14 protein-coding genes and 1 pseudogene are annotated in these 24,646 nt (G+C 40.3%); 9 read left to right on the top strand and 6 right to left on the bottom strand.

All coding sequences use genetic code 11. The annotated features are described in order from the left end of the window. The 3 genes and pseudogenes from ACLL8Z_RS02525 to ACLL8Z_RS02535 all read left to right on the top strand — a co-directional run. Positions 1-423, top strand: a pseudogene (locus ACLL8Z_RS02525) (gfo/Idh/MocA family oxidoreductase); the annotation flags it as partial. 88 nt (positions 424-511) lie between these two features. Beyond that, positions 512-1,378 carry a sugar phosphate isomerase/epimerase family protein gene (locus ACLL8Z_RS02530; protein WP_411273179.1) on the top strand — a complete coding sequence of 289 codons (867 nt, stop codon included), beginning with the start codon at positions 512-514 and terminating at the stop codon, positions 1,376-1,378. 58 nt (positions 1,379-1,436) lie between these two features. Then, positions 1,437-2,150 (top strand): DUF1080 domain-containing protein, encoded by a 714-nt coding sequence (locus ACLL8Z_RS02535; RefSeq protein ID WP_411273180.1) that lies wholly within the window; start codon positions 1,437-1,439, stop codon positions 2,148-2,150. A gap of 96 nt (positions 2,151-2,246) precedes the next feature. Here ACLL8Z_RS02535 and ACLL8Z_RS02540 read toward each other — a convergent pair whose 3' ends face one another. From ACLL8Z_RS02540 to ACLL8Z_RS02555, 4 genes are all read right to left on the bottom strand, one after another. Continuing rightward, positions 2,247-4,871, bottom strand: coding sequence for a hypothetical protein (locus tag ACLL8Z_RS02540; protein ID WP_411273181.1), 2,625 nt, complete (start codon positions 4,869-4,871; stop codon positions 2,247-2,249). 117 nt (positions 4,872-4,988) lie between these two features. Further along, positions 4,989-7,319, bottom strand: coding sequence for an alpha-amylase family protein (locus tag ACLL8Z_RS02545; RefSeq protein ID WP_411273182.1), 2,331 nt, complete (start codon positions 7,317-7,319; stop codon positions 4,989-4,991). Between the two features lie 816 nt (positions 7,320-8,135). Continuing rightward, positions 8,136-8,840 (bottom strand): hypothetical protein, encoded by a 705-nt coding sequence (locus tag ACLL8Z_RS02550; protein ID WP_411273183.1) that lies wholly within the window; start codon positions 8,838-8,840, stop codon positions 8,136-8,138. Between the two features lie 439 nt (positions 8,841-9,279). Then, complete coding sequence (locus tag ACLL8Z_RS02555) at positions 9,280-10,572, bottom strand: M20/M25/M40 family metallo-hydrolase (RefSeq protein ID WP_411273184.1); 1,293 nt, start codon at positions 10,570-10,572, stop codon at positions 9,280-9,282. Between the two features lie 399 nt (positions 10,573-10,971). Here ACLL8Z_RS02555 and ACLL8Z_RS02560 point away from each other — a divergent pair, with 399 nt between their 5' ends. The 3 genes from ACLL8Z_RS02560 (at position 10,972) to ACLL8Z_RS02570 (ending at position 12,457) form a co-directional block, all read left to right on the top strand. Beyond that, a complete protein-coding gene (locus tag ACLL8Z_RS02560; RefSeq protein WP_411273185.1) occupies positions 10,972-11,388 on the top strand; it encodes a hypothetical protein in 417 nt (138 codons plus the stop codon). Beyond that, positions 11,385-11,861 carry a nucleotidyltransferase gene (locus tag ACLL8Z_RS02565; RefSeq protein WP_411273186.1) on the top strand — a complete coding sequence of 159 codons (477 nt, stop codon included), beginning with the start codon at positions 11,385-11,387 and terminating at the stop codon, positions 11,859-11,861. The genes ACLL8Z_RS02560 and ACLL8Z_RS02565 overlap by 4 nt, the downstream gene beginning before the upstream one ends. 212 nt (positions 11,862-12,073) lie before the next feature. Further along, the gene (locus ACLL8Z_RS02570; protein WP_411273187.1) at positions 12,074-12,457 is read left to right on the top strand and encodes a helix-turn-helix domain-containing protein; all 384 of its coding nucleotides are present in this window, start codon (positions 12,074-12,076) and stop codon (positions 12,455-12,457) included. A 378-nt stretch (positions 12,458-12,835) separates the two neighbouring features. Here the strand turns inward: ACLL8Z_RS02570 and ACLL8Z_RS02575 are convergent, their stop codons facing one another. Continuing rightward, entirely contained in the window at positions 12,836-14,443 is a 1,608-nt protein-coding gene (locus ACLL8Z_RS02575; RefSeq protein ID WP_411273188.1) for a SusD/RagB family nutrient-binding outer membrane lipoprotein, read from the bottom strand. Positions 14,444-14,465: 22 nt separating this feature from the next. Continuing rightward, positions 14,466-17,543: a SusC/RagA family TonB-linked outer membrane protein gene (locus ACLL8Z_RS02580; protein ID WP_411273189.1), complete on the bottom strand. Its 3,078-nt coding sequence runs from the start codon at positions 17,541-17,543 to the stop codon at positions 14,466-14,468. Between the two features lie 516 nt (positions 17,544-18,059). Between ACLL8Z_RS02580 and ACLL8Z_RS02585 the strand changes: the two genes are divergently transcribed. The 3 genes from ACLL8Z_RS02585 (at position 18,060) to ACLL8Z_RS02595 (ending at position 24,631) form a co-directional block, all read left to right on the top strand. Continuing rightward, the gene (locus ACLL8Z_RS02585; protein ID WP_411273190.1) at positions 18,060-19,064 is read left to right on the top strand and encodes an N-acetylmuramoyl-L-alanine amidase family protein; all 1,005 of its coding nucleotides are present in this window, start codon (positions 18,060-18,062) and stop codon (positions 19,062-19,064) included. A gap of 722 nt (positions 19,065-19,786) precedes the next feature. Beyond that, positions 19,787-23,164 carry a SusC/RagA family TonB-linked outer membrane protein gene (locus ACLL8Z_RS02590; protein ID WP_411273191.1) on the top strand — a complete coding sequence of 1,126 codons (3,378 nt, stop codon included), beginning with the start codon at positions 19,787-19,789 and terminating at the stop codon, positions 23,162-23,164. Positions 23,165-23,185: 21 nt separating this feature from the next. Next, a complete protein-coding gene (locus ACLL8Z_RS02595; RefSeq protein WP_411273192.1) occupies positions 23,186-24,631 on the top strand; it encodes a RagB/SusD family nutrient uptake outer membrane protein in 1,446 nt (481 codons plus the stop codon). Positions 24,632-24,646: the final 15 nt, after the last annotated feature.

A 24,646-nucleotide genomic window follows, 5' to 3' on the forward strand; every position in this document is an offset into this window, starting at 1 on the left:
AGTTCAAATGGAAGAAAGATTGAGGGTGCAGACCGTGGTGTTATTTTCTATGGGGAGAATGGAAGCCTGGACACCGGGGGAGATGAGTATAAAGTTTATGATCTTTCCGGCAAATTGATAAACGAGGTTAAATCTCTTATGAAAGAAGAAGGTATTGATGGACGCAATACTGCAAGCCCAAGTTTAGGATTGGACAGTCTTCACGTGATAGACTTTCTGGACGCCATCCGGACGAATCGTCGTCCTAACTGTGATGTTGAATCAGGCCATAAGAGTTGTGTTGCCATGCAGTTAGGAAATATTTCCTGGCGCTTAGGCCGTGATTTGAAAATCGACCCTAAAAACGGTCATATTCTTGATGATAAAGAAGGCCAAAAATTATGGGGGCGTGAATATCATAAAGGCTGGGAACCTAAAGTTTAAGCAGAGATTAAATATTTAGGAGTATCATATTTCTGCGGCTAATTAAACAACCAAATTTTAATCTTTTTAATATTTAATCATTTTATCCATGGCTTTACAAAGGTTCAATTCTCTCATTTTCGCTGTGATTCTGTCGATAGGATTTGGCAATGTATACGCACAAAGCAAGGCGATGCTTTTCCCGGGAAAACCGGGGTTGGTTTCCTATACTTACCGTAAAGATTTTGAAAAGGATGTACCTTCCACCCTCGATAAGATTAAATCTATTGGGATCAGAGATATGGAATTTTCCAATCTGTTTGGAAAAACGGCATCTGAGTTAAGAACCTTAATTGATCAGAGGGACATTAAGTGTTCATCATTTGGGGTAAGTTATAATGATCTGGTTAATAAGACAGCCGAAGTGGCAGAAAAGGCTAAAATACTCGGAGCTGATTACGTACGGGTTGCTGGTATCCCCCATAAATCTGCATTCACAAAGGAAGAAGCTGAACGCGCAATTGATGACTTTAACCGTGTTGGGAAAATCCTTAAAGAGGAGCACGGATTAACTTTTGTTTATCACAATCATGGATTTGAATTTGAACCTTACCAGGATGGAACTTTATATGATTTACTAATGCAAAAAACCAATCCAAAATATGTGAGTTTTGAATTGGATATATTATGGGCGTTTTTTCCAGGTCATGACCCTGTTCAATTATTAAATAAGTATGGGAAACGTTTTAAACTTATGCATCTAAAAGATCTACGAAAGGGTGTAACCGGTAATTTGTCTGGGGGAACGTCGCCTGAAAATGATGTTGTACTTGGGACCGGACAGATTAATATTCCTGCCGTAATAAAAGCAGCAAAAAAAGCTGGCGTCCGGCATTATTATATTGAAGATGAAAGTAGTCATGTAGATGTTCAGGTTCCTAAAAGTATCGCGTATTTGCAAACTTTAAAAAAATAGAAAGCGTTGGGTAGTGAAGTATGTTTCAATGAATATTTTCGATAACTCTTATTAATTTATGTACAGATATATATTTTATTTTACAGCTATCATATTAAGCATTACAGCTACTGCAGCAGTTGCTCAGAAACCTAATGTTCTAACAAAGAGCGAAAAACAAAATAAATGGCGCTTACTCTTTGATGGAAAAACTTTTCATGGCTGGCAAAAATTAGCAAATGATGGCTGGACTATTAAAGGTGGCGAATTAATGGCTCAAGTTTTTAATAATGGAGGGCAAAAAGACATTATCACCACGGATCAGTTTGAGAATTTTGAACTGTCTGTCGAATTTAAAATTTCAAAAGCTACAAATAGTGGTATTAAGTATTTGGTAACCAACAATTATCCTGGTCAAAAAGGCGCCTACCTTGGATTAGAGTATCAAATACTTGATGAGGTAAATTTTAAGTATCCGGAACGTGGAGTATATCGCTCATTGGCATCGTTATATGATTTAATACCTGCCAATAAAAAAGAAATTGTTCCTTTAAATAAGTGGAATATTGCAAAAATAATTGTGAATGGAAATCATATAGAACATTGGCTGAATGGCAGTAGAGTAGTAGAATATGATAGAAGTATATCAGGTTTTAAAACTTTAGTAGAAGATAGTAAATATAAGACCATGGAAAATTTTGGAATGGCAACAAAGGGACACATTCTTCTGCAAAATGAGGGAACCCCTATTGCTTTTCGCAGTATAAAAATTAAATCTTTATCAAAGGATTGAGGCACCTGATACATGCCCTGAATGCCATACTAGACTATTTTCAGGGCGCGCCTCTAAAGACTTATCCTGTCAAAAACAGAACGGTAAAATTTTTAATTATCTAATTATTTTTACAAATATATACGGCGTTTCCTTGTTCAAATCGGGATATATTCTTCCATTGCCCTTATTGTCTAAGACCTCGATGAAGTACATTAAATCCCATTTAGGATTGATTTGTTCGGAAGGAACAATCACCTGGTACGAATCTTTTTCTCCTGTTGGACGCATTGGCAATATCTGGTAATCCATTTCCTGATTTATATTGCGGTAGCGCAAGCGCACCCATTTGACACCCTCAGGAACGCTTATTTTCACACTGACTGTAAGTGGATTTCCAATGGGAACACTGGTAACAGGTTGATGTGTAATTTGAAATAGTTTATCGTAGTTTGCATTGGTTACAGGTTTATAATCTGGTGCAGTTTTCACAGTACCTTCAGCTTTGAAGTTATGTCGTCTCTGCTCCAGGCTTACAAGTCCTTTTTCTAAGGAAACAAGTTCGTCTCTCCAGTGCCCACAAAGATTTGCAATACAGACGCCCATCATTAAATCATCAGCATAAACATCGCCAGCTGCAGCCACAATTTGTCGCCACGCTTCAATTGCTTTGCGTTCATATGCAATTGCATCTTCAAGTGCAGATACGTCCTGGGTGCGTTCAAATAGGCGATAGCTCACAGCTGCAGGTATTCTTCTTGAATGATAAAGCGCCAGGTTAGACAGAATTTTAAGGTCTGTAATGGTAGAAATGAATTCTTTGTTCCGGTTATTTCCTATGGCTTTTTCGGCTTCGGTAATTAATTTGTTAATATCCGCTGAAGTCTGCTCAAACCATAGGCTATTCGTTGAAGGCAGAATCTTTGTCATTTCTCCGCCTTCTATGAGTAATTGAGCTTCTTCATCGAAATTGGCGAATTGCTGGATGTCACTTCCTTCGTTTTTGGCATAAGCAGGTAAATCTCCAAGCCGTTGCTTTTCAGCCCAACCCCGGGTTGTGGGGAAGCCGCTATAAGGATAGACTGAGGTTACAATGCGTGGCAGTATCCAGCTGGCCTTATGAAGAGCTGTTTCAATAAATGGAGCAGTTTTTTTTCCAAACCGTATTTCAAATTCTTTTTGCCATACCTCGGGAGATGTTTCGGGATTATAGCCTATCCGGCCAAAAACCTGGAAGAAATGCCAATAGCGCTCAAACTCCCAATCGTAGTAACGATACTGAGGCTTTAACAGATCAAATGGCAGAGCATCATGCGGTTGGGCTTCCATTTTTGTAGCAAGCGGTTCATTGACTTCAAAACCATCACCATCATAAAGGTGAGTGCTTTCTGCAAAGCGACGGGCATATTCCGGATCCCCCCATAAAAGTATTCGGGTTGTACCACCACTCCAAAGCCTCCAGTGCATTTTGTAGCGTTGCGGATAACGAAGCAGATAGGCATAACTGTGGCGAATAGGACTCTTTTCAGGATTAGTCCTGGTTGGATGATAAGGCATTCCCATCTGTTCCATCCAATATTTGGTCGTTATTCTGAAATTCACCCCCACATCTACAGCGCTTTGAATTACCGATTCTGGTAACTCTTTAGCACGCAGGTCGAGGCGCAGATTGGGGGCAGTCTCTTTTACCATCCGGAAAACGTCTAACCAAAAAGTATCCTGTTCGTCATGTTTCAGGCCGGATTCATTGTGCATGCGGAATTGTATGGCATCCAGGTCAGGGACAAGCTTGATGAATTTAGCCAGGGCAGTTTTATTGTAAGAGGTAAGATTATCGCCTGTCACACCCCATACCAAGCCGTGTACAGGTTGGTTAGGTGCATCTTTCGTTCCGGGGATGCCGCCTCCCTGAACACCTCCCCGATAAATGTGGTCCCAAATACCTGCCGTAAATTTGATCCCCCTATCATGTGCCATTTTAATCAAATTATTGAATGCTGCCAGATTACGCTGCTGTTCCTGTGCTGTGATGCCTACCATTTGCACGTCAGGGAATTCTTCTACATCAAAGAAATAAGGATAAGCAGGCGCCAGAAAGCCCCCGTTCTCGTACCCGAAAATTACCACTAAACTGTTAAAACGGTTTTGTGCCAACATATCCAGGTATCGTGCCCAATAGGCTTCATCGTAAAACCTGCTTTCCCAATATGCCCGGTTCATAGTGTAAATAGAAACTGCACGTTCGCTTACATCTGGTTTCTCCGTGATTTCTTTCACTTCACTCATCGGAGATTTCCCGTCGGCACTCCAGCTTATGCGATTAGCGACGTCTAACAAGCCATACATAAGGCCCCGGTCATCAAAACCACTGATCACCCAAACCGGTTTCTTTTGCCAATCTGTCTTCCATATTGTTAAGGCCTCTGATACTTCGGGTACAGCGCGGCTTCCAGCTTTCAACATCTGCGCAGCCGCACCCTTTCCAGATGCCAAACCTGTTACAATGACTGAATTTCCCCGGGCTTCACTCATTGATCCAACTTTTTCAAAAGAGATATTTTTCGCCTGCAATGCATCCGTTAGTTTAGTAAGACCATGAGAAACGGAAACTCCAGGCGCTTTGTCGGTTACAATGGAAAACACTGGATTTTCGTTGCCTGCATAACAATTTAACGTAGCTATCAGAAGAAATGATAGAGGCATCAGAATTAGTCCTTTTATAATAGGAAGTTTGCTTTTCATCTTAAAATAATTTAGAAATTGTTATAATCTTACATGATATTATGAAATTGCCTGTCAGATTAAACCGGGCAATTTTCCTCAATGCAGTATAGTCTCCAACAAATGATGAATGTTATTTTAGGATATTACTATGACCTCATGGTTCAAAATTGAATTGATTTTGAATTGGCACCAACCATCTTTTACAAGGGCAGAAATTTTCTGACCGGATACTAACAAGTTCAGATTTTTACCTTTTACATCTTCTGAAAGCTTGATTCTAACAGAAATCGGTCCGATAGCAATATATTCTTCTATGGGTTGGCGCCAGGTTCCTGAGTTGGTAAGGTTAGTCATATGTAAAATCAGACGACCAGGCTGATGGTAAATGTTACAATCAATCATCCCTGCGCCCTCCACAGCCAGGGGGATATTATCTTTTGACGTCCAGCGGATAAGGTTTGCCAGCAGATTACCATGATCCGGAAGATTATAACGGGCAAACTGTCTGTCGATATCAGCGGGCATAAAAGCGATACGACTACCACCTGTTGTTGTGTTAAGAATCAGACCCTGTATATCCGTTTTTGGTTCCCTCATCCATGCCGTCTCAGGGGGATAGATAGGAAACTCCGGAATAAAAGTCATGATTACCTTTGCCCCAGAGTCAGTTCTGACAGGCTTCAGTACTCCACCGAATGGGAGTATGTCCGTCTCTTCAAAACCTTTTAATACAGGATGGCGTTCTCCCACAATAGCAGGTTCGGTACCTGTTTGAGGTCCGTATACCTTGCTTCGCATCTCCGGAGTTAACCGAAGGTATGAGTGAACAGTACCTTTCATTACTGCTATGTCTTTTTTATTAGTTTGCGAAACCAAATGGGCCCCAAATAAATCGCTGAGAGCATAATCTTTAAGTAATTCTCCGGCTTCATTGTACAAACTGCTTTCGCCAGTTGCAATCAAATTTCCACCACGCCCGACGAACCGCTTAACACTTGCTACCTGATTAACTGACATACTCCCAATATTTGGCAACACCAGTAAACTAAATTTTGAAGCATCGCGATCGATGTGATCAGCGTGAACCGGCTGATAGGGTATCCGGGCACGGATTAACGCCTGAGTAATACCTCGCCAGGGGAGTTCTACCAACAATTCAGCCTCATCACGACCATAGTAATCCGTATTATCCTGTGACCAAACAACTCCGATTGTTCCTATCGGGTTACGGTTAATCAGGAATTCTTCATTTGCCTTATACCACCTATATATAGGTTCTGCCGTGTGGTACATCCGACGATCTTCATGGTAAGCAGCTACATGATGCCACCAGGGTTGGATACCACCGGCAAAACCTTCTATCATCCACATATGAGCCTCCTGGACTGGTTTACTTGCCACACGGAACTGAGGTCTACCTTGTTGGTACATCGCCATACTGTCTGGTATTAACTTATCCCAGCCTAATACCCCATGAATTACTTTTCCTATATCCGTAATATGCTGAAAACCACCTTCATCACTACGGGCCTGATGATCAAGCATAATGATATCAGCCCGTCGACATATCTCTTTTGTGTCGCGAAAACTCCTGGCTTGTCCACTGATTGAGCCACTATTCATACCTGACCAGGTGCAATCCGGTCCACCAGCTGCTTTAGTAGTACGGTTATTCAAATCCCATATTTCCAATCTCCGGTCGTAATTCCATCTGATCCATTGGCGGTAAACCGAATCATCCCAATTCTTTACCCTTGGTATTTCCTTACCTGTTTTCGTTTGGAAACTCTTTTTGCAATTCTCACAATAACATATTGAATCACGACCCAATCCACTCCAGCTGTTATCGGTAAATCCTTCCGGATGATATAAATTCGCGATCTCGGTTAGGATAGCCGGGATGTGTTCGTTATAGTAGGGGCTATTGACGCAGGTAATATAAAGGTCGCCTGCCCTGTAAGGTTTGCCAACTGCATCGATGGCAAACCAATCAGGGTGAGCTTTGTAAAACTCTTCGTTCGCCCGGTTTGAATCCATGCGGGCAAACACCACTAGCCCATCTTCATGGGCGGCACGACATAAATCACCAAAAAGGTCACGACCCTGGAGATATTTGGCTTTATAATGAAGTGGAATTTTGGTCGGATAATACGCCACTATTCCACCTGCATTAACTACTACGCCTTGTGTCTGAGTGTTTTTCCAGTGATTACGCCACCAGCCAATATCGTAAATAATCGGATCCTTTTCAGTAATGTTGGTCTGACCCCAGCGCGTCACGCGTCGATACCACGGAATTTGCGCTTGAAGTTCCTTATCGATTACAGAACTATCTTCCGCTAAGGTTAAGAAATTAACACCAGCAAGAGTTATAGTTGCAGCTGTCGCTTTCATCAGGAAAGAACGGCGGCTATTATCTGTGTTTTGGAGGTTATTGCCAGGATCTTTAGATTTTGAATTGCTCATTTTTTTCAGATTTCAGATTACACATGCTAGTGTTGATGTTATGCTTTTTAATTCCAAAAATACTTTTATCACTAAAAATTTAAAAAGTGATGATTATTCATATGCCGGGGTTTTAAGGAAATATTGCAGGATTATTTACTAATTGAACCTGACTTAAAGGTAAAGGAAAAACTGTCATATATAGGCCATTCGGTAAGCCTTCATTACATATGTGCCTGGCCGGTTCTTAACAAACAAAATTTGATATTCAAAAGCTGGCAATCTACGATATTGCCGGTTTTTTTTAATTTTAAGAGTAAGGTTTATATCATACCTTCTAGTTCAAGGTTTGGAGCATGAGCATCTGTGGAGAAGAAAATAAAAAAGGTTTTCAGTCGGTTAACCATTCATGCTTCTTAAGCCGCTTTTGCCCTCTGCGTCTTGGCAAAGTCGGGGGCCCGCATTTTTTCACCTTTAATTGCGGTGTTTTTAAAGAATTGCGCATGGGCAAATGGGTCTTTCAGGTTGGAACCAGTGATCCCATTTTGTCAGGCAGATTCATTTAGCCTCTTAAAGTTCCCGGAGCCAGTCTTTATGCTATTCCCTATATATAAAATCGTCACAAAGGAATTTTAATTGCCCCATCTCATCCCTGACAATTCCCACTTTAGGTTGACTTTTACGGAGAATTAGGTTAGTTAACTGAGAAGATCTTGGATATAGAATAGCTCGGAATTGGTTTGGGAAAAGTGTAAGCTTTCCCGATATTGAATTTTTAGCATAAAAAAAGAGGCTGCATTTCCACACAGCCTCTTTTTTAAAAAGTTTACCGATTAATTAATCATCAAAATCACAATCCGCGAAAGCATTCAAGTTTGCCTTTAACTTAGCGTAAAGATTGGAATTCGAAGTATTTGAGATTACAATTACCCCGTTAGTCTTAGAAGCACTGCTCAAATCAGTCGAAATAACGTTGGTCAAAAACTTGTTAAGCTGAACATTAATTAAGCCTATATAATCATTGGTTCCTTTAACAACCAGGTCTTCAGCTTCTACTTCTACTTCAAAATCTTCATTCAAGTAAAATTCAACGGGGATTTTAGCGCCACTACCATCGGTATAAGTGCCTTTCAAAGTAAGTGGAATATTAGAAGAAGCGGACTTTTTCAATTCCAGTTTTAATTCTACTTCATCATATGTACCATCTGGTATAGTAATGCTTCCCAACAATGGACTTAGGTTAAATAAATCAACAGTTACAGGCTGTTTAAGCTCATATTCAATCTCTCTATTCTTACTTTTCGCTTCAAAATCAATTTCACTAATGTATAAAGATCCGGAAGTCCAGGTTATACTTGAATTTGAATTAATGCCAACAATTAAACCGCTACCTGATCCAGATGAACCAATTGATGCTGTAAAGTTAGCTGGTTTAACCCGGTAAGAGAGTTTACCGCTTCCAGAAGAGTCATCTTTTTCACATGATGATAGAATCAGCACTGTACTAAGCACTGTCATTCCAAACGTAATAAAATTTTTCATTGTCTTTTTTTTAGGGTTTAATTTGTTTATGCGGTATATATTTACATTTGGTAGATGTCATATTATACGCGAACATCATACCCCAAGATGAAGACAACATGAATTTTTATATCTTTTTTTAAAATTTCATCCGGGATGATAAGTAAGAAATTCAACAGATTAAAACTTAAAAACAACAGGCAACTGCCTGCCAGCTGTGAGCAGGCGTACCGGGTACTCAACTTGCAGCATTCAATCCGACACTAGGAACAGCATAACTAACATCTCCAACATCCGTAGAACCTCCGCCGGAATTTCCTATCGATTTTAATGGCTTGACAGTTCCTGCTGTTTCAATGGCAGGATAAGAGAAAGTAAATGAGGATTGATTTTTTTAGCAAACTCAATTTCCTTACTTGTATAAAGAACCCCCACCAGTCAGTTAAATGTTTTTAAAAAATTAATTAGAAAGTCCGGCTTCGGCTACCAGAATTAATAAAGCAAGTTTTATAGCTTCAGCACCTCTATCATTCATCCACCACTCGTCCAGGGAATGGGCACTGCCGCCTTTTCCACCACGACCGATGGTAATGGCCGGCACTCCCATTGCAATGGGAATATTGGAATTGGTTGAACCACGGGTAAGAAATGGCTTAACTTTAAAATATTCCGTTGCGGCCAGGGCTCTTTGTATCAAGGGCAAAGTTTCTGCTAATTCTCCAGAAGGTCGTTCGCCAATTTTTTCAATATCAGTTGTTAGTTTAGCTCCTTTTTTTACTGTGGCATTATAATCAGTCAATGCTTTATGCATTTGTTCCAGAAATATTTTCTCCACTCCTTTTAATTTCTCCGGACTTTCTGAACGCATATCCACTTCAATCCATGTTTCGAAAGGAATGGAGTTTACAGAAGTACCCCCACCAATGCGACCTACATTGTAAGTGGTTTTGGGTCCGCCAGTTACATATAACGCAGCAGCCTGATTAAAATAATCAATGGCCTTTCCCATGGCATGGTGCGGATTGGCCAAACCAAATGCTCCCCATGAATGACCACCCGGACCCTTAAACGTAACCTTGTATCGTAGTGATCCCAATCCCATAGTGTTGATACGACCTATATCTCCACCATCAATGGCGATATAGGTATCAATCTTTGGATTATTTTTTTTAAACAAATGTTTCACTCCACGCAGATCTCCCAAACCTTCTTCACCAACCACCCCGACAAATAAAATATCAGACGCTGTTTTTATTTCTGCTTTATTCATCGCTTTTAAAACTGTCAAAACCATACTCAAACCTCTGGTATCGTCACCAACTCCAGGGGCAAACAACGTGTCACCTTTAATTTTTACAGTTACATCAGTTTCCCTGGGAAATACCGTATCCAGATGTGCTTCAAGCACAATTGTTTTTCCATTTCCTGTTCCTTTTCGCAAAGCCACCACGTTGCCCACTTCATCAATCCAGATTGAATCAATGGCTGCCGCCTGGAGCATTTGTTTGTAACGTTCAGCTCTTTTTTGTTCTTCAAACGGAGGGGCCGGAATCTGTGTAAGTTCAATTAACTCTTTCATGGTCGCGGGCTCCAGTTCCTGGATAATCTTAAATGCGCTTTGAATTTTTTTATGTGCGGCCAGCTTATCTATTTCTTTTTTGTAAGAAACCTGGGAAGTTGTCGTTTTTTCATCCTGTGCAATCAGGTTAGCTGATAGTAAAAGAATCAAAAATAATAATGGAATTTTTTGCATGAATGGTAAGGTTTGGTATTGGAAAATCAAATTAAATTCTTTTAAAAGCAATTGTAAAGATATCGTAATTATTTACCTGACTTAAAGTAGAAAATATTTAGTTATCCCGGCTACAGATTGTACGGGACACATAGAAAAAAATAAAGCTGGGTCTGGTTCAATATTATTACTAAGTAAAGGAGAAGAAATAGTGTCTCGTCCTGAAAAAGCTTTACAAAAAGATACTGCGCGGATAAACTGATCAGATAATATTATACAGTTATGCTGCGATTCCTGGGATCGAAACCCACATCTGTTAACCAGTCAAAGAAATTCAGCATTTGGCACAACAAGGAAACTCGGCTTAAGGATTTGGTTATCAAATGACCAATATTAGCCTTATATTTGTTATATTACATAATGCAAAGCAAAAATCAAAACAAGCGTGTAATAGTGGCTTATTGGAAAAACCATCCTGCAAACGCTATTGAGATTTTTTCGAGCCTAAAAAACTTTTGCCTTAGTTATCAGGACTACAATTATAATACGCTGAGCAATTATCTTAGTAAAGCAAAAGTGCCGTACGAAACTGAGAACGTGCGGGTAGAACGTAAAAATATATTTTCGCAGCCTAAAGTCCCGGCACGAAAAATAACTGCCGTAGTTAGAAAAGTAGCACTTAAAGAAGCAAATGATCACGCACGCGACGTAAACTATTGGCTGGATAAGACACCTGTTGAACGTTTGGCTGCGGTTACTTTCCTTGTAAGGCAGTCTCTTACGAAGGGACAGATAATGGATAAGACCAGTATTATAAAAAGAAGATTGAAACCATGATCTTAGAACAGGATTTCGAAGATTTTGTGAGTTTGCTGAGTAAATATAACGTCGCATATATGGTAGTTGGCGGCTACGCACTTGCACTTCATGGCAAACCACGGCATACAGGTGATTTGGATATCTGGATTGAAGTATCTCAGGACAACGCGGCTAAAGTGGTAAAGGTGCTAAAGGAATTTGGGATGGAATCCCTTGGACTGGTAGAGGAAGACTTTCTCAAACCCGGTTTTATCAGCCAAATTGGTTATCCGCCATTACGCATAGATATATTAAATAGCATAGATGGAGTTACATTCAGTGAAGCCTCTATGGGTATGCAAAAAATTCAATTGGAAGATGATCTTGTCCTTAACTATATCGGCCTTGATGATTTCCTGGTTAACAAACAGGCGTCTGGAAGAAAGCAGGACCTTGCGGACATTAAGGAAATTCAGAAACTGCAGTCCGGTCAGCGAACCCGGAAAAAGTGATGGAGCATAATTTGTCGCAGTCTCCAGACCCATTTCCAAACGGAATACTCATATAACTCAAGCGGCTTTTTACCACGGAGGGCCCTATAGGGGTTTGAACAGATACTAGTTCATGGGGATCAAGGGAAGCCGGATCCATCACCCGTCAAATCGTTTTTTGCCGTATTGCTGTTACTGAGCCCTGTTGTTTACGGAATTTACCGCTTGATAAAATGGTTCCGGTCAAAGAAATCTTAGCCTACACCCCCGAACAATGGCGGGATGACCAGCATTTAATTGTTGAGCGAATCGTTGACGGGCGGGAGCAACTCGGCCTGTCAGCGGAATTTATGGCCGAACAGGCTGGCTATTCGCTGACCCAATACTTGAAAATGGAAGCCGGAACCCGCATTGTAGAGCTTGAAGATTTCCTGAGATTTGGCGAGGTATTCTACTATCATCAGAAGTCTTCGAAACCGCAATATCACAGACAGTTAAATAAGCTGTTATTGTGGTTCAAGTCTTTGCGCTACAGATTTTTGGATTGGATGGAGCAGATATACGTGGACCATAACATGCCTGACACGACAGGTCTTGAGAAGGTTAATTCCCGTTAAATAAATAAGAACTACCGTTAATTCAAACAGCACAGGTAAGGCGCCTGATTTTTACTTTCGTTCTGGCAAATGGTTAGATGATCGCAATTGATCCTTTAACAATACACCCAGGCGATCCGGTGAAAGTCCGGTCTTATTGCCGGTTTCCGGGGTGCGTCACGGCGACCTGGGTATTTTAAGTGTATACCAACATTGGTAAACTGCACTTAATACCTCTTAAAATAGCCATTCAAGTAAAATGGTCAACCATGATTCCTCTACCGACGGATACATGAGTTATGTGAAGAATTATGGCGGGATTTCGGTAACGCTTTTGGAATGGAATGTCTTTTGAAACAAGAAAGGGAAGCTTTATATGCCTCCCCTGATCAAATCATATTAATTCTTATCCCACCATAAAGGAGTTAGTAAGCGGAATTTTTCTGAATTATCCCCTACTGCTGCAGGATTACGCGTTTGCTCATTACCTTCATAAACCATTCCTCTGATCCATTGAGTTGGGTTATTGGCATCAAATATTACTGTATTTAAATTTAGCGGACGTACCAGTGATGGCCCGTAAATTGCCTGACTAAAATCAGTTCTGCGCATATCTACCCAGGTTTCAGGGTTCAAACACAAAGTAATATATTTCTGTCTCATAATATGACTCAGTCCTTGTGTCAAATTGCCAAAGTGCGCATTCAGGCCATCTGCGAGCTGAGCTAGCCAATACACATTAATATCTGACTGGCTGACTCCCAGCTTACGCATATTAGCTTTTACGCCAGCTTCATAGGCAAGCGAAGCTCCTGTAAAATCGTTACTTCTCAATTTGGCTTCTGCTTCAATTAATTTTACCTCAGAATAGGTTATAAACGGGATAGGAGATTTTTCACTCGTATAAAACCCACTGTTACTAAATCTGCCATAATCATTTCCATTTGTCTTTTTAGAATCACCCGGCTGCCCGTTTGCGAGGGTCCCCTGACCTCCAACCAATCCTCCTCCGGATATTAATCCTCTATACTGGCCATCTGATAGCGCAGGCTTCATGATCTTGCTGATTCGCGGATCCGCAAAATTAGTATTTGTTACAGGCAGTGTTGTTAGCATATTGACAAAAAATTGGCTCCATGCAAAATATCTCGGGTTAAACAAATTACTGTTTGGATCAGTAACCCCTGCTGGAAGAACAAAACCACCCCAGCTAAACCAGGGATTCTGGTCTGTTTCCATGCCGCCTGATAAATAAGGGAACTCAGCATCCATACCATCGGTATTAAATGCATTATTACACGCTTCAATAATCTTGGCCGGACTATAAAGTGTAGCCTTTTTAGAAAGATGATTAAGGTAACGGGCTTTTAAAGCCCATGCAAATCGTTTCCATTTGCTTATGTCGCCTTGAAATAAGATATCTCCTCCATTAGCATTCAGTGCTGTTTTATTAGACGTACTATTGAACGCCACAATTGCTTCATCAAGCAGCTTATCAATACGCTTGTACACAGTTTCCTGATCCTGCATCCTAGGATTTAAATTGAGTTGTGATTTACCATCGTAAAAATCATCTACTACTATTGACCCGTACTGATCTGTTAGGAGACCAAAGTTCATGGCCAGCAAAGTTTTACCTGCGCCGATAAAATGCGGACTTCCTTCTTCTTCTCCCAGGATAATTAGATCCACACAGTTAGGCATAGTAAACACATACGCATTTTGCCATAGGAAATACGCCGAAGTAAAGCGCCAGGTTTCGGCATTAAGATTGGCTCCTGTTGTAAGTTTTGTTACACCATATTGGGTTAAGCCTGTCACCTCGCGACTTCCTCTCCATAATGCAGAGCCATTAGAAGTCGTGATCGCCCCAACTAAACGACTGGCTGCCGAAATTTTAGAAGGATTATTAGGATCCTTATTTACATCTAAGTACTTTTTGCAGGATGTGTTGAGCAACACTGTTCCTAAAACCAGGTAAGTAATTCCTTTATATATATTTATCATCCGTTTCATAATCAATTGTCTGTTAAAAGGTTAATCTTAAACCTAAATCTACACCGCGGGTAGCCGGTACACCTAAATTATCAAAACCAAACGACCCTGAACCACCTACACCGGCGCCGCTTCCCGAAACTTCCGGATCCACACCTGAATAATTAGTAATCAGGATCAAATTGCGGCCGGTTGCAGTAAAGGACAAACTTTTAACTTTCATGATATCAAGAAATTTGACAGGCATATTATAGCTTAAGGTGACATAACGAAGTCTGTACCAGCCTCCATCCTCAACAAAATCATACCCCTGGTTGGCGTATATGGACTGATAATAATTCTGGTTTAATGGCACAGAGATCGTATTTTTCATGCCCGTAGACTCAATTATTCCATCAAATACTCTGTTACCACGGTCAAGGGTTTTCAGACTTAATCCGGAACGCACTAAGGAATTCTCAGAAGCATTAAACACCTTACCACCTATGCGTACATCAACCATAAAGGCAAGATTTAGATTCTTGTAAGTAAAGGTATTTGTAATCCCCGAGTTAAAATCAGGATTTCTATCTCCAATATTGGTCAAGGCTGTTTGAACCTGAGGATAACCATCATTACCTAATAATAGCTCGTTGTTTGCATTCCGCTTCCAAACATTACCATTTATCCCAAATAAACTTCCATTTAAAAAAGCTGCAGCTTGCGCAACATTTCCTACAACCGATGCATCAGACAGTTCTATCCGATTTAAGGTACCCGGCAACGCTTTTACGATAGAGGTATTGCGGGCAAAATTGACATCTATTGACCATTTGAAATTTGGATTTACGATAGCTTGTGCATTGAATACAATCTCTACCCCTTCGTTTTTAATAGACCCTCCGTTTAAATAGGTCAGGAAGGCTCCTGCTGACGGAGGCACCCTGGTTGCAAGGATCTGGTTACTTGATTTACTTTTATAATAGGTAAGATCTATTCCAAAACGGTTTTTAATAAACCTTAAATCCGTACCTATTTCAAAGGCCCTTGTAAATTCCGGTACCAGAGTTGGGTTGCCAAAAGGATTATTTGCATTTGTAATAAATCCTCTTGGATTGATTGTAAAAGTATTGGTCACTGATCCGAGTGAAGTGGACGTTACATGTGGAGGTGCATCCTTTCCAACTTCAGAATATGCAGCTCTGATCTTACCATAAGAGAATGTGTTATCATTAGATTTCATCCCCCATTCTTTTAACAGATCTGTAAATATCACAGCCCCGCTTACAGACGGATAAAAGAACGAGTTATCTGTAACTGGTAAAGTAGAAGACCAATCATTTCTCGCCCTGAGATTAAGATATGCAATACTTTTCCAATCAACTGCAAAATCCCCAAACAACCCGAAAATCCTTCTGCGGTTTAAGTTCTCTGAAACTGTACGGTCAGCAGCTACAGTATTATTGATACTTGGGAATGTTGGATCGATAAACCTGATTGCTGAAGAGGTTGTGGTTTGGTTGGTCGCACTCTCTAAGTTTTGTCCCAGTGCAAGACTAAATTTAAAGTCTTTAGCAATGGTCTTTTTTCCAGTTACAATAACAGTAGAGGTTGTAATCTGATTATTACCGGTAGATTGTGCAATTGCACCTCTGATAGCAGAAGTCTCCAGTGTGCCCGGCATTCTTATTGACTTGAAGGTTTCACCGAAATAATCTGTTCCTAACCGATAAGTGATATTCAAAAAGCTGTAAGGATTATAATCAATATTACCTATCGCAATAATCCGGTTTATGTTGTTAATTAGTGGTTTATTCCTGATCGTCCAATACGGATTATCATTGTCGGCTGGGTTGAAAATTCTTTGTGTGCCATTAGCATTAAGATAATTTTTCATATCATCATTGCGAGGCCAGAATAAAGCGCCCATTACACCATTAGCACTTCCCTGAGGAACATAATTTCTGTCTGAACGTACATAATTTGCTGAGCCGCCTACTGTAAGCTTTTCCCCTATTTTAGTATCAGCATTTAACCTGAACGACTTCCTTTTAAAATCCGAATTATCCACAATTGAACCCTGGTCAAATATCGAGGCAGAAGTATAATACCTGGTCTGTTCAGAGCTTCCACTTACAGACAAATCATGGCTTTGAGTAAATGCATTTTTGAAGAAGTTACCAAGATTATCATAAATCTGATCACTGGAGGAAAACTCCGGTCCCCATGAGTCTGATGCTGTTGCATTAAAAACACCCTGTTCTCCTTGTTTAAACTTCCCTTGTATTGTAGGAAGTTTATTTACATTATCAACTGAGAAATTATTCTGATAGGAAATTTTCGCTGCGCCTCCGGTACCTTTTTTAGTTGTGATTACAATTGCTCCGGATGCAGCACGAATGCCATATAATGCAGCTGCAGCTGGTCCTTTCAATACCGTTACACTCTCAATATCTTCCGGGTTTATATCTATTGCTCTATTCGATGCAGGCGCAGTTGAGGCTGTCTGACCAACCTGACCTATAGATGCGGCTACCATACCACCCTGACCTACCGGTGTAGAATTATCAATAGGGATACCATCCACCACAAATAAAGGTTGATTATTCCCACTCAAAGAACTTCCGCCACGAATCATTATATGTGAAGAAGACCCTGCTGAACCACTGGAATTGGTAATTTGCACACCAGCGACTTTTCCCTGCAATGCATTTACCAAATTTGGCTGTTTTGAATCTACAATTTCCTTTGACTTAACATTCTGGGTTGAAAATCCCAAACTTCTAAGTTCCTGTTTTACACCAAAAGCGGTAACCACAACTTCATTTAAACTCATGGCATCTGCTTTCAATGCAACATCAATCACTCGTAATGTTCCAATAGTTCTTTCCTCAGAAAGAGTACCCAGATAGTTAAATACCAATATATTCTGCGGATTGGCTCTAATAGAATAAGTGCCATTGGGGCCGGTTTGCACAAGGGTGTTAGATCCTTTGATTTTTACCAAAACACCTGGTAAGGGAAAACCATCCTCAGAGGAGGTTACCTTCCCCGAAACCATTATTTGTTGAGCAATAGCCTGTGCAGCCAATAAAAAAGTGCCCAAAAATAGCATGAGTATTTTTTTTTTCATAAACAATACATTAGTTAGTAATTTAAGTCCGGCTTATTAAATAGAGTTTTAATTGCAGCGCAATTACATTTTTTGACTTGTTACAAGGTTACACTTTTTTTTAAATAATTTGAAGTGAAACTTATACACTGTCTGACTTCTTTCCTGCTTTTTTTATGGCTGACTGAATCGCTTTCTTTTGTAATTTTGACATCGTATATGATCTGTTCGGACAGCTATGAATTAAACATTCAGAAAAGTATTTTGCATGAAAATAATCTGCTAAGCAGATCTGTAATATCTTTTGTATAGCAGGCTGATAACTCAATATTTATAGAAAAAATCCCCCTTGATCGAATGATTCCAAAAATCCGAAAAACGAATAATATTATTTTCAGCAGTCTCTTTAGCCTGTTTATCTGGATGCTGTAAAGCCAGTCTGCAGATGCTCAACGATTAACAAAAAGTAAAGTATCGAAAGTAAGACAGATTTGTCCGGCAATATCCTAAATAATTAAAATGCTCATACCATAAATCATGCAAAGAATTAAAACAATAGCCATACTTTCAATTATCTTATTTCAATTACCGGTTCTGAATATTTCTGCCCAGGTAAGTTCAAAAGAACAATCTTCTTTGTCAGGAAAGATAATATGTATTGATCCGGGGCATGGAGGCTCTGCAGCTCTGGATACTTATCGTCAGAGCGCTTCGGGCGAGCGCGAAGAGTGGATAGACCTCAGGGTGGCCTTACTCCTGAAGGAAATGCTAGAGAAAAAGGGTGCTAAGGTTCTGCTGACAAGGAGTTCTGATGTTCCTGTCCCTCTGGCTGAGCGTTCAAAAATTGCAATAGACAACAGGGCTGATTTTTTTCTGTCAATTCATCATAATGCAACCGCAGATTCTACAGTTAATTTCCCTATCATTTATTACCATGGACTTGCTTCAGAGAATCAGGCAGGAGTTGTATTCAGCAAGTATCTTTCAAAAACCATTCAAAAATATATGTATCAGACCAAAACACCGGTAAGCGTAGTTTCAGATTTCACAATATTCTCCGCGGCAGGATCATCCGTATTACGTGGAAGCTATGGTATTCCCGGAGTGCTTGCAGAAGCCTCTCTGTTTACTAATCCCGGGGAAGAAAAACGCCTGAAAACCCGGGAACATAATTATAATGAGGCCTTAGCTTTCTGTAAGGCAATCGAAAAATTCTTTAAGGGAACAGTCCCTCCAATCCTTGCTAAAACAAGTGCTAAATTTCCACCCCAATTTACAACATTACAGGAAGCAGAACGGATGAGTCCGGTAGCAAGACGCTGGCATCAAGATTATACAGAAGGAAAGGAATTAATGAAAAGTAAGGATAAAGAATCTCTGCAAAAAGCCTATGACCTGTTCACTCAATCTGCACGTTCTTTCCCCGACTCATATGTTGCAGCTAAATGTCATACATACAGGGTTGTATTATTAAGGAAATTAGGCAAAGAAGATGAGGCGCTTCAAGAAGAAATTCGTGTTAAAGAATTTTATCCGAAATGACATCATATCTGTCCGAACAATTTTCTAATCCGTTTGAATAAGTGTCTTAAGATGTTTCAGATAGCGTTTATCCGAGTGGTAAATATCCACACAATTAATCAACAGATGCCTTAGTATGAGTTTAATGATTTGAGCAAATAAGGGAATGTCTGACTTCTTTCCCGCTTTTTTTTATTGCCGACTGTATCGTTTTCTTTTGTAATATTGACGTCTGGTCGGATTCTTCATTTTTTGCTTTAGTTTTACAAGTCAAAATTAGAGACTTATGACCCTTTTGTGTATATTATTTGCTCTTACAGCTATGAATTATTTGGTATTTTATGGAAATACGTGTTTAAAAATTCAATTAATTATTAATTTACAGTAAATATATTGTGTTTTTTATGAAAAAAATCCGAATATTGCTAATAAAAATTGATAATAAGTCATAATGTTCTAAAAAAGATAAAATTTTCTGGTTTTATTAGAGGATTATCGACTAAGAAAGAGGAAAAAATAAAATCAGGTGGGGCAGAGTCTTCCCAGCCATTACTTTTAATGAATGTTATGTGAAAACTCGCTAAAGCCAATGTGTATGATGTGAAAAATACGTAAAAAATCTTCCATCCTGAAAAATTTATGATAGAAGGAAGTAAATGTAAAATCTACAATGAAAGCTACCCGGCTTCGGACAGCTGATGATATCTATACATCCATTGTTTTAACACTTAAGAATTCAAATTATGAAAAATTCTCTACATGAGAGAGGTAAATGTTATATAATATTTTTAACAAAGATCACCGTATTTTTTTCTGTTATTAATCTTTTCTGCGGCTTTCCTGCTTCGGCTAAAAATTTACATACACACACTCCTCTTTACAAAAAAATACTCCTTGAATTAAATTCAACCAGTCTGGCTAGTGAAAAAATATCTGAGGTGATCGCACCCCCAATTATTATATCGGGTATTATCCGTGATGAAAAAGGAGAAGCTGCGTATGGGGCATCGATTAAACTAAAAGATGCAACCATAATTGCAGGTTCTGATATCCTGGTAAAGGGTCAGATTACAGACGGTAAAGGCGAAACCCTGCCGGGGGTAAGCATTAAAATTAAAGGAACCACAGTTGGAGTTACTTCAGATCTGGATGGGAGGTATACCATTGATGTTCCAGAGAACAATCCTGTTTTGGTATTTACCTATATTGGGTTTGTAACGCAGGAGGTTGCGGTGAAGGGAAGAGCAGTGATTGATGTAGTTTTGGCAGCAGATGTGCAGAGTTTGGACGAAGTAGTAGTGGTGGGTTACGGTACGCAACGGAGAAAAGATGTAACCGGTAACATCTCCCAGATTTCCGGTACTAATATAAAAGATGTGCCCATGCAGAGTTTCGACCAGGCATTATCAGGTCGTGCTGCAGGGGTTAACATAACTATCCCTAATGGTGTACTTGGCAACCCTCCTGTTATCCGAATTCGTGGTATTAACTCCATTTCACTGAGTTCTTTTCCTCTTGTCGTAATTGACGGAGTTCCTTCCTGGACCGGCGACGTAGGTGGTATGGCATCCAACAACGTTCTTAGCGACCTGAACCCTACTGATATTGAAAGTATTGAGATTCTTAAAGATGCTTCTGCTGCTGCTATTTATGGCTCAAGAGCGGCTGCCGGTGTAATGCTGATAACAACCAAAAAAGGTAAATCCGGGAAGGTTAAGGTTAATTACGATAGTTGGTTTGGCTATACTAAAGCTTATAACCTCATCGAAATGTTGAATGCTGAAGAATTTACTATGATCAAAAATGAGGCTTTAACAAATGCCGGAACACCCCCTAATGGTACTACCCGTGGTTTTTATACCATGACTGATGCAAATGGCAAATTGGTTGATACCCGCTGGTCTGATTATGTTTTCCGCACCGGATTTGCTCATAATCACAATGTGAACATTTCAGGGGCCAGCGATAAAACCCAATATTTCTTCTCAGCGGGTTATACTAACCAGGAAGGCATGATGGTAAATAACGATTTTACCCGTAAAACCGGCCGTTTTACACTTGATCATAAAGTAAACGACCGTATTACGGTGGGTGGGTCGTTAAACTACACTAATTCCAATAATAACGGTCTGAATACCGGAGTACTTAACGCATTTTCATTTGGAAATGCATCCCGTTTAGCGTTTCGCCTTGTACCTAACATAGGTCCATTTAATAATGATGGCACGTACAATTATCTTGTTGGGCAAGAAAGCGGGCAGGGGAATAATAAAACTCCTTTAGGAGCACACCCTAATGTTAAAATGATACTTGACCTAAATAAGTTTAGTTCAGAAAGTGACCGGATTATGTCAAATACCTTTATTGGCTTTAAGCTGATTAAAGGAATGGATTTTAAAACCGTTTATGGTATTGACTACCTATTGGTTGAAAACAAAGAATTCAGAAATGCTCTGCACGGCGATGGAGCAGGGCTTGCAGGAGCGGCGTCAAATACTATGGCACGTTACAAAAGATCTACCTGGCAAAACATACTGAACTATAATGTGTCTATCAGGCAAAATCACAATCTTGGAGTTTTAATAGGTACTGAGCAGCAATATTCAAAAAGTGATGGTTGGGGCGCTGACAGACGAATCGTTAATGATCCATACTATAACGTGTTCCAGGGTGCGTTCGGTTCCATAGTACCAACCGGAAACTTTCTTGGTGAAAACTTTCTTCAATCCTATTTCTCCCGTGTCAATTATGATTATAAAAAGAAATATTATCTGTCAATTAATGCCCGTCGTGATGGATATTCTGCATTTGCACCGGGTAAAAAGTTCGGTAATTTCGCAGGCGCATCCATGGGTTGGATAGTTTCTGAAGAAGATTTCTTTAAAAAGTCAGCACTAGCCAACACCCTTAGCACCTTTAAACTACGGGGCAGCTATGGGGAAGTAGGTAATAACCAGGGAATTGATGACTTTGCATTTTATAGTTTCTTCAATCCGAGATTAAACGGGTCTAACGCCGCATTGTCTTTCTCACAGGCCGGGAACAGAGACTTAAGTTGGGAAACCAGTAAGAAAACCGATATAGGATTTTCATTTGGCTTGCTGAATAACCGTATCACCGGCGAAGTTGCATATTATAGAAATGATATCGACGGAATGGTTCTTGCCGACCCACAATCACCTTCAGCAGGTATCCCGGGTAATTCCATCCTTACCAACATTGGTAGTATGTGGAATAAAGGTTGGGAATTTACACTGAATGCCAATGTTTTATCCGGTAAAGCTTTAACATGGAATACCAGCCTGAATTTCACCACTCAAATAAATAAAGTTACAGCTCTGGCAACAGGAAATGCTGATATTATGATAACCCGCAGCACATTAGAAAGTCCCAGCATAATTCGGGTAGGTGAATCAATTGGGAGCTTTTATGCTGTAAAAACTGGTGCTGTTAATCCTGCCAACGGAAGAAGGATCTTCTATTATCGCGATGGAACTGCTGTTCAATACGACCAATCTTCGCCTACTACTGCACTCAGGTGGACCTATCTTGACGGAACTCCAGCTCCCCGCCCTGCCAACCAGGCAAGTGATGGTGTTGTTTTTGGCCCCGCTATACCAAAGTGGTTTGGAGGATTCGATAATACTTTCCGATATAAAGGTTTTGACCTGAACGTATTAGCTTATTTCTCCGGCGGTAATTATGTATACAATGGGACCAAGGCCACATTACGCGCCACCCAACCGTGGAATAACGCTAAAGAGGCGCTGACCCGCTGGCAGAAGCCCGGAGATATCACTAACATTCCACGTTATATATTTGCCGATAATATTTCTGTCGGGGGAGCTTTTGTAATTTCAGAAAATATTGAAAAAGGGGATTTCGTTAAAATCCGGAACGTAGCGTTAGGTTTCAGTATGCCAAATGCGGTGTTTGAAAAAATTGGTTTAAGCAGTGTTCGTCTTTATATTGCGGCCCAAAATGCCTTTACCTTTACTAAGTACAGCGGGTTTGATCCTGAAATTTCTTCAAACGGAAATTCAAACGGTTCTCCAGGCGTTGACAGGAATTCTGCTCCTATGGCACGTTCATTAAATTTTGGTGTTAACGTTGGTTTTTAATTCCTAAATGACAATATTTTTATGAAAAATAAATTAATCATACTTACAATGTTTACGGTTGCACTCGTCTCCTGCCGTAAAGAGTTGCTATCGCCAATCCCTCAAACTGCGATATCAGATGCTGTTGCTTTCGCTACTCCAGAAAGGGTTGCACAGCAAGTATTAGGCATGTATTCCGAAGTTAAAACCGGCGATTTTTATGCCGGCCGTTACCTGATTTATAATGACGTACGTGGGGAAGATTTTTTGAATAGAACTTTGAATTTTGTTACGGCTTATGAAACCTGGAACTTTAATGTGGTTTCCTCTTCCAGAGAAGTTCGAGGCTTTTGGGGTGCCGCTTATTCAGCTATTAACGGTTGCAATGTGGTTTTAGATGGCCTGGAAACCGCTCCTATCGCTGCTGCTTTAAAAGAACAGTACAGAGGCGAAGCCCGTTTTTTAAGGGCGTTGTCCTACTATTCTTTGTTAACCCTTTATGCCCGCCCATATTGGGATGGTAACGGTGCAAAAGATGGAGTTCCTCTTCGCCTGAAAGCGGAAACTACTGGTGAAAACCGTAACCTCGCAAGGTCGAGCGTTGCAGCCATTTACACACAGATTCTGAAAGACCTCGATTTTGCTGAAACAAACCTTCCGCTAACTTATAGTACTGCATATAATAGAACTACCCGCGCTCAACGCAATACTGCCATAGCGTTAAAAACAAGGGTTTACCTCAGTATGCGTCAATATGATAAGGTTATTACCGAGGCAGACAAGATCGTTTCGGCCACTCCACCTTTCGTAGCAACATCGGGCGTTGCAAACAGATTAGAGCCAACCATTGCAGGCGTTTTTGCTGCACCTTACACTTCTGCAGAAAATATCCTGTCGTTTGCATACTCAGCTTTGGATTTACCGGGAGGACAGGCGAGCCTGAATAGTTATTACAACCCTCCTCCGAATGGCCTTGGCGACTACTATCTTAACCCGTCTGGAATTGTGTCTGATGCAGGTTGGAAATCTACCGATGCCCGCCGGGTATTTAACCAGGTATCAGTTGGTCTTACCTTCTTGCGCAAATGGCCTAAAAATGGCGGTATCGATCCTGATTATGTAAACAGCATCCGCTATGCTGAAATTCTTTTAAATTTGGCCGAGGCAACTGTTCGTCAGAACAATACAGTTGATGCAAGGGCGGTTGCTTTATTGAATGCGGTTCGCCAGCGTTCCGATGCTTCTACCACATTCACAGTAGCCGGATTTGCAACTCCACAGTCATTATTAGACCAGATTGCTATTGAAAGAAGGATTGAACTGTTAGGCGAAGGATTCCGTTCCATTGACAGGTTACGCCTTGGACAAGCCTTGCCCGCAAAAGGCACCGTTCAAAGTATTGCACCTGCCGATGCACATTATATCTGGCCAATTCCATTAAGTGAGTTACTTGTAAATAAAGCTATGACTCAAAATCCGGGCCACTAGGTTGAGATTAATTAC

It is taken from the genome of Daejeonella sp., assembly GCF_046590655.1.
GTDB lineage: Bacteria > Bacteroidota > Bacteroidia > Sphingobacteriales > Sphingobacteriaceae > Daejeonella.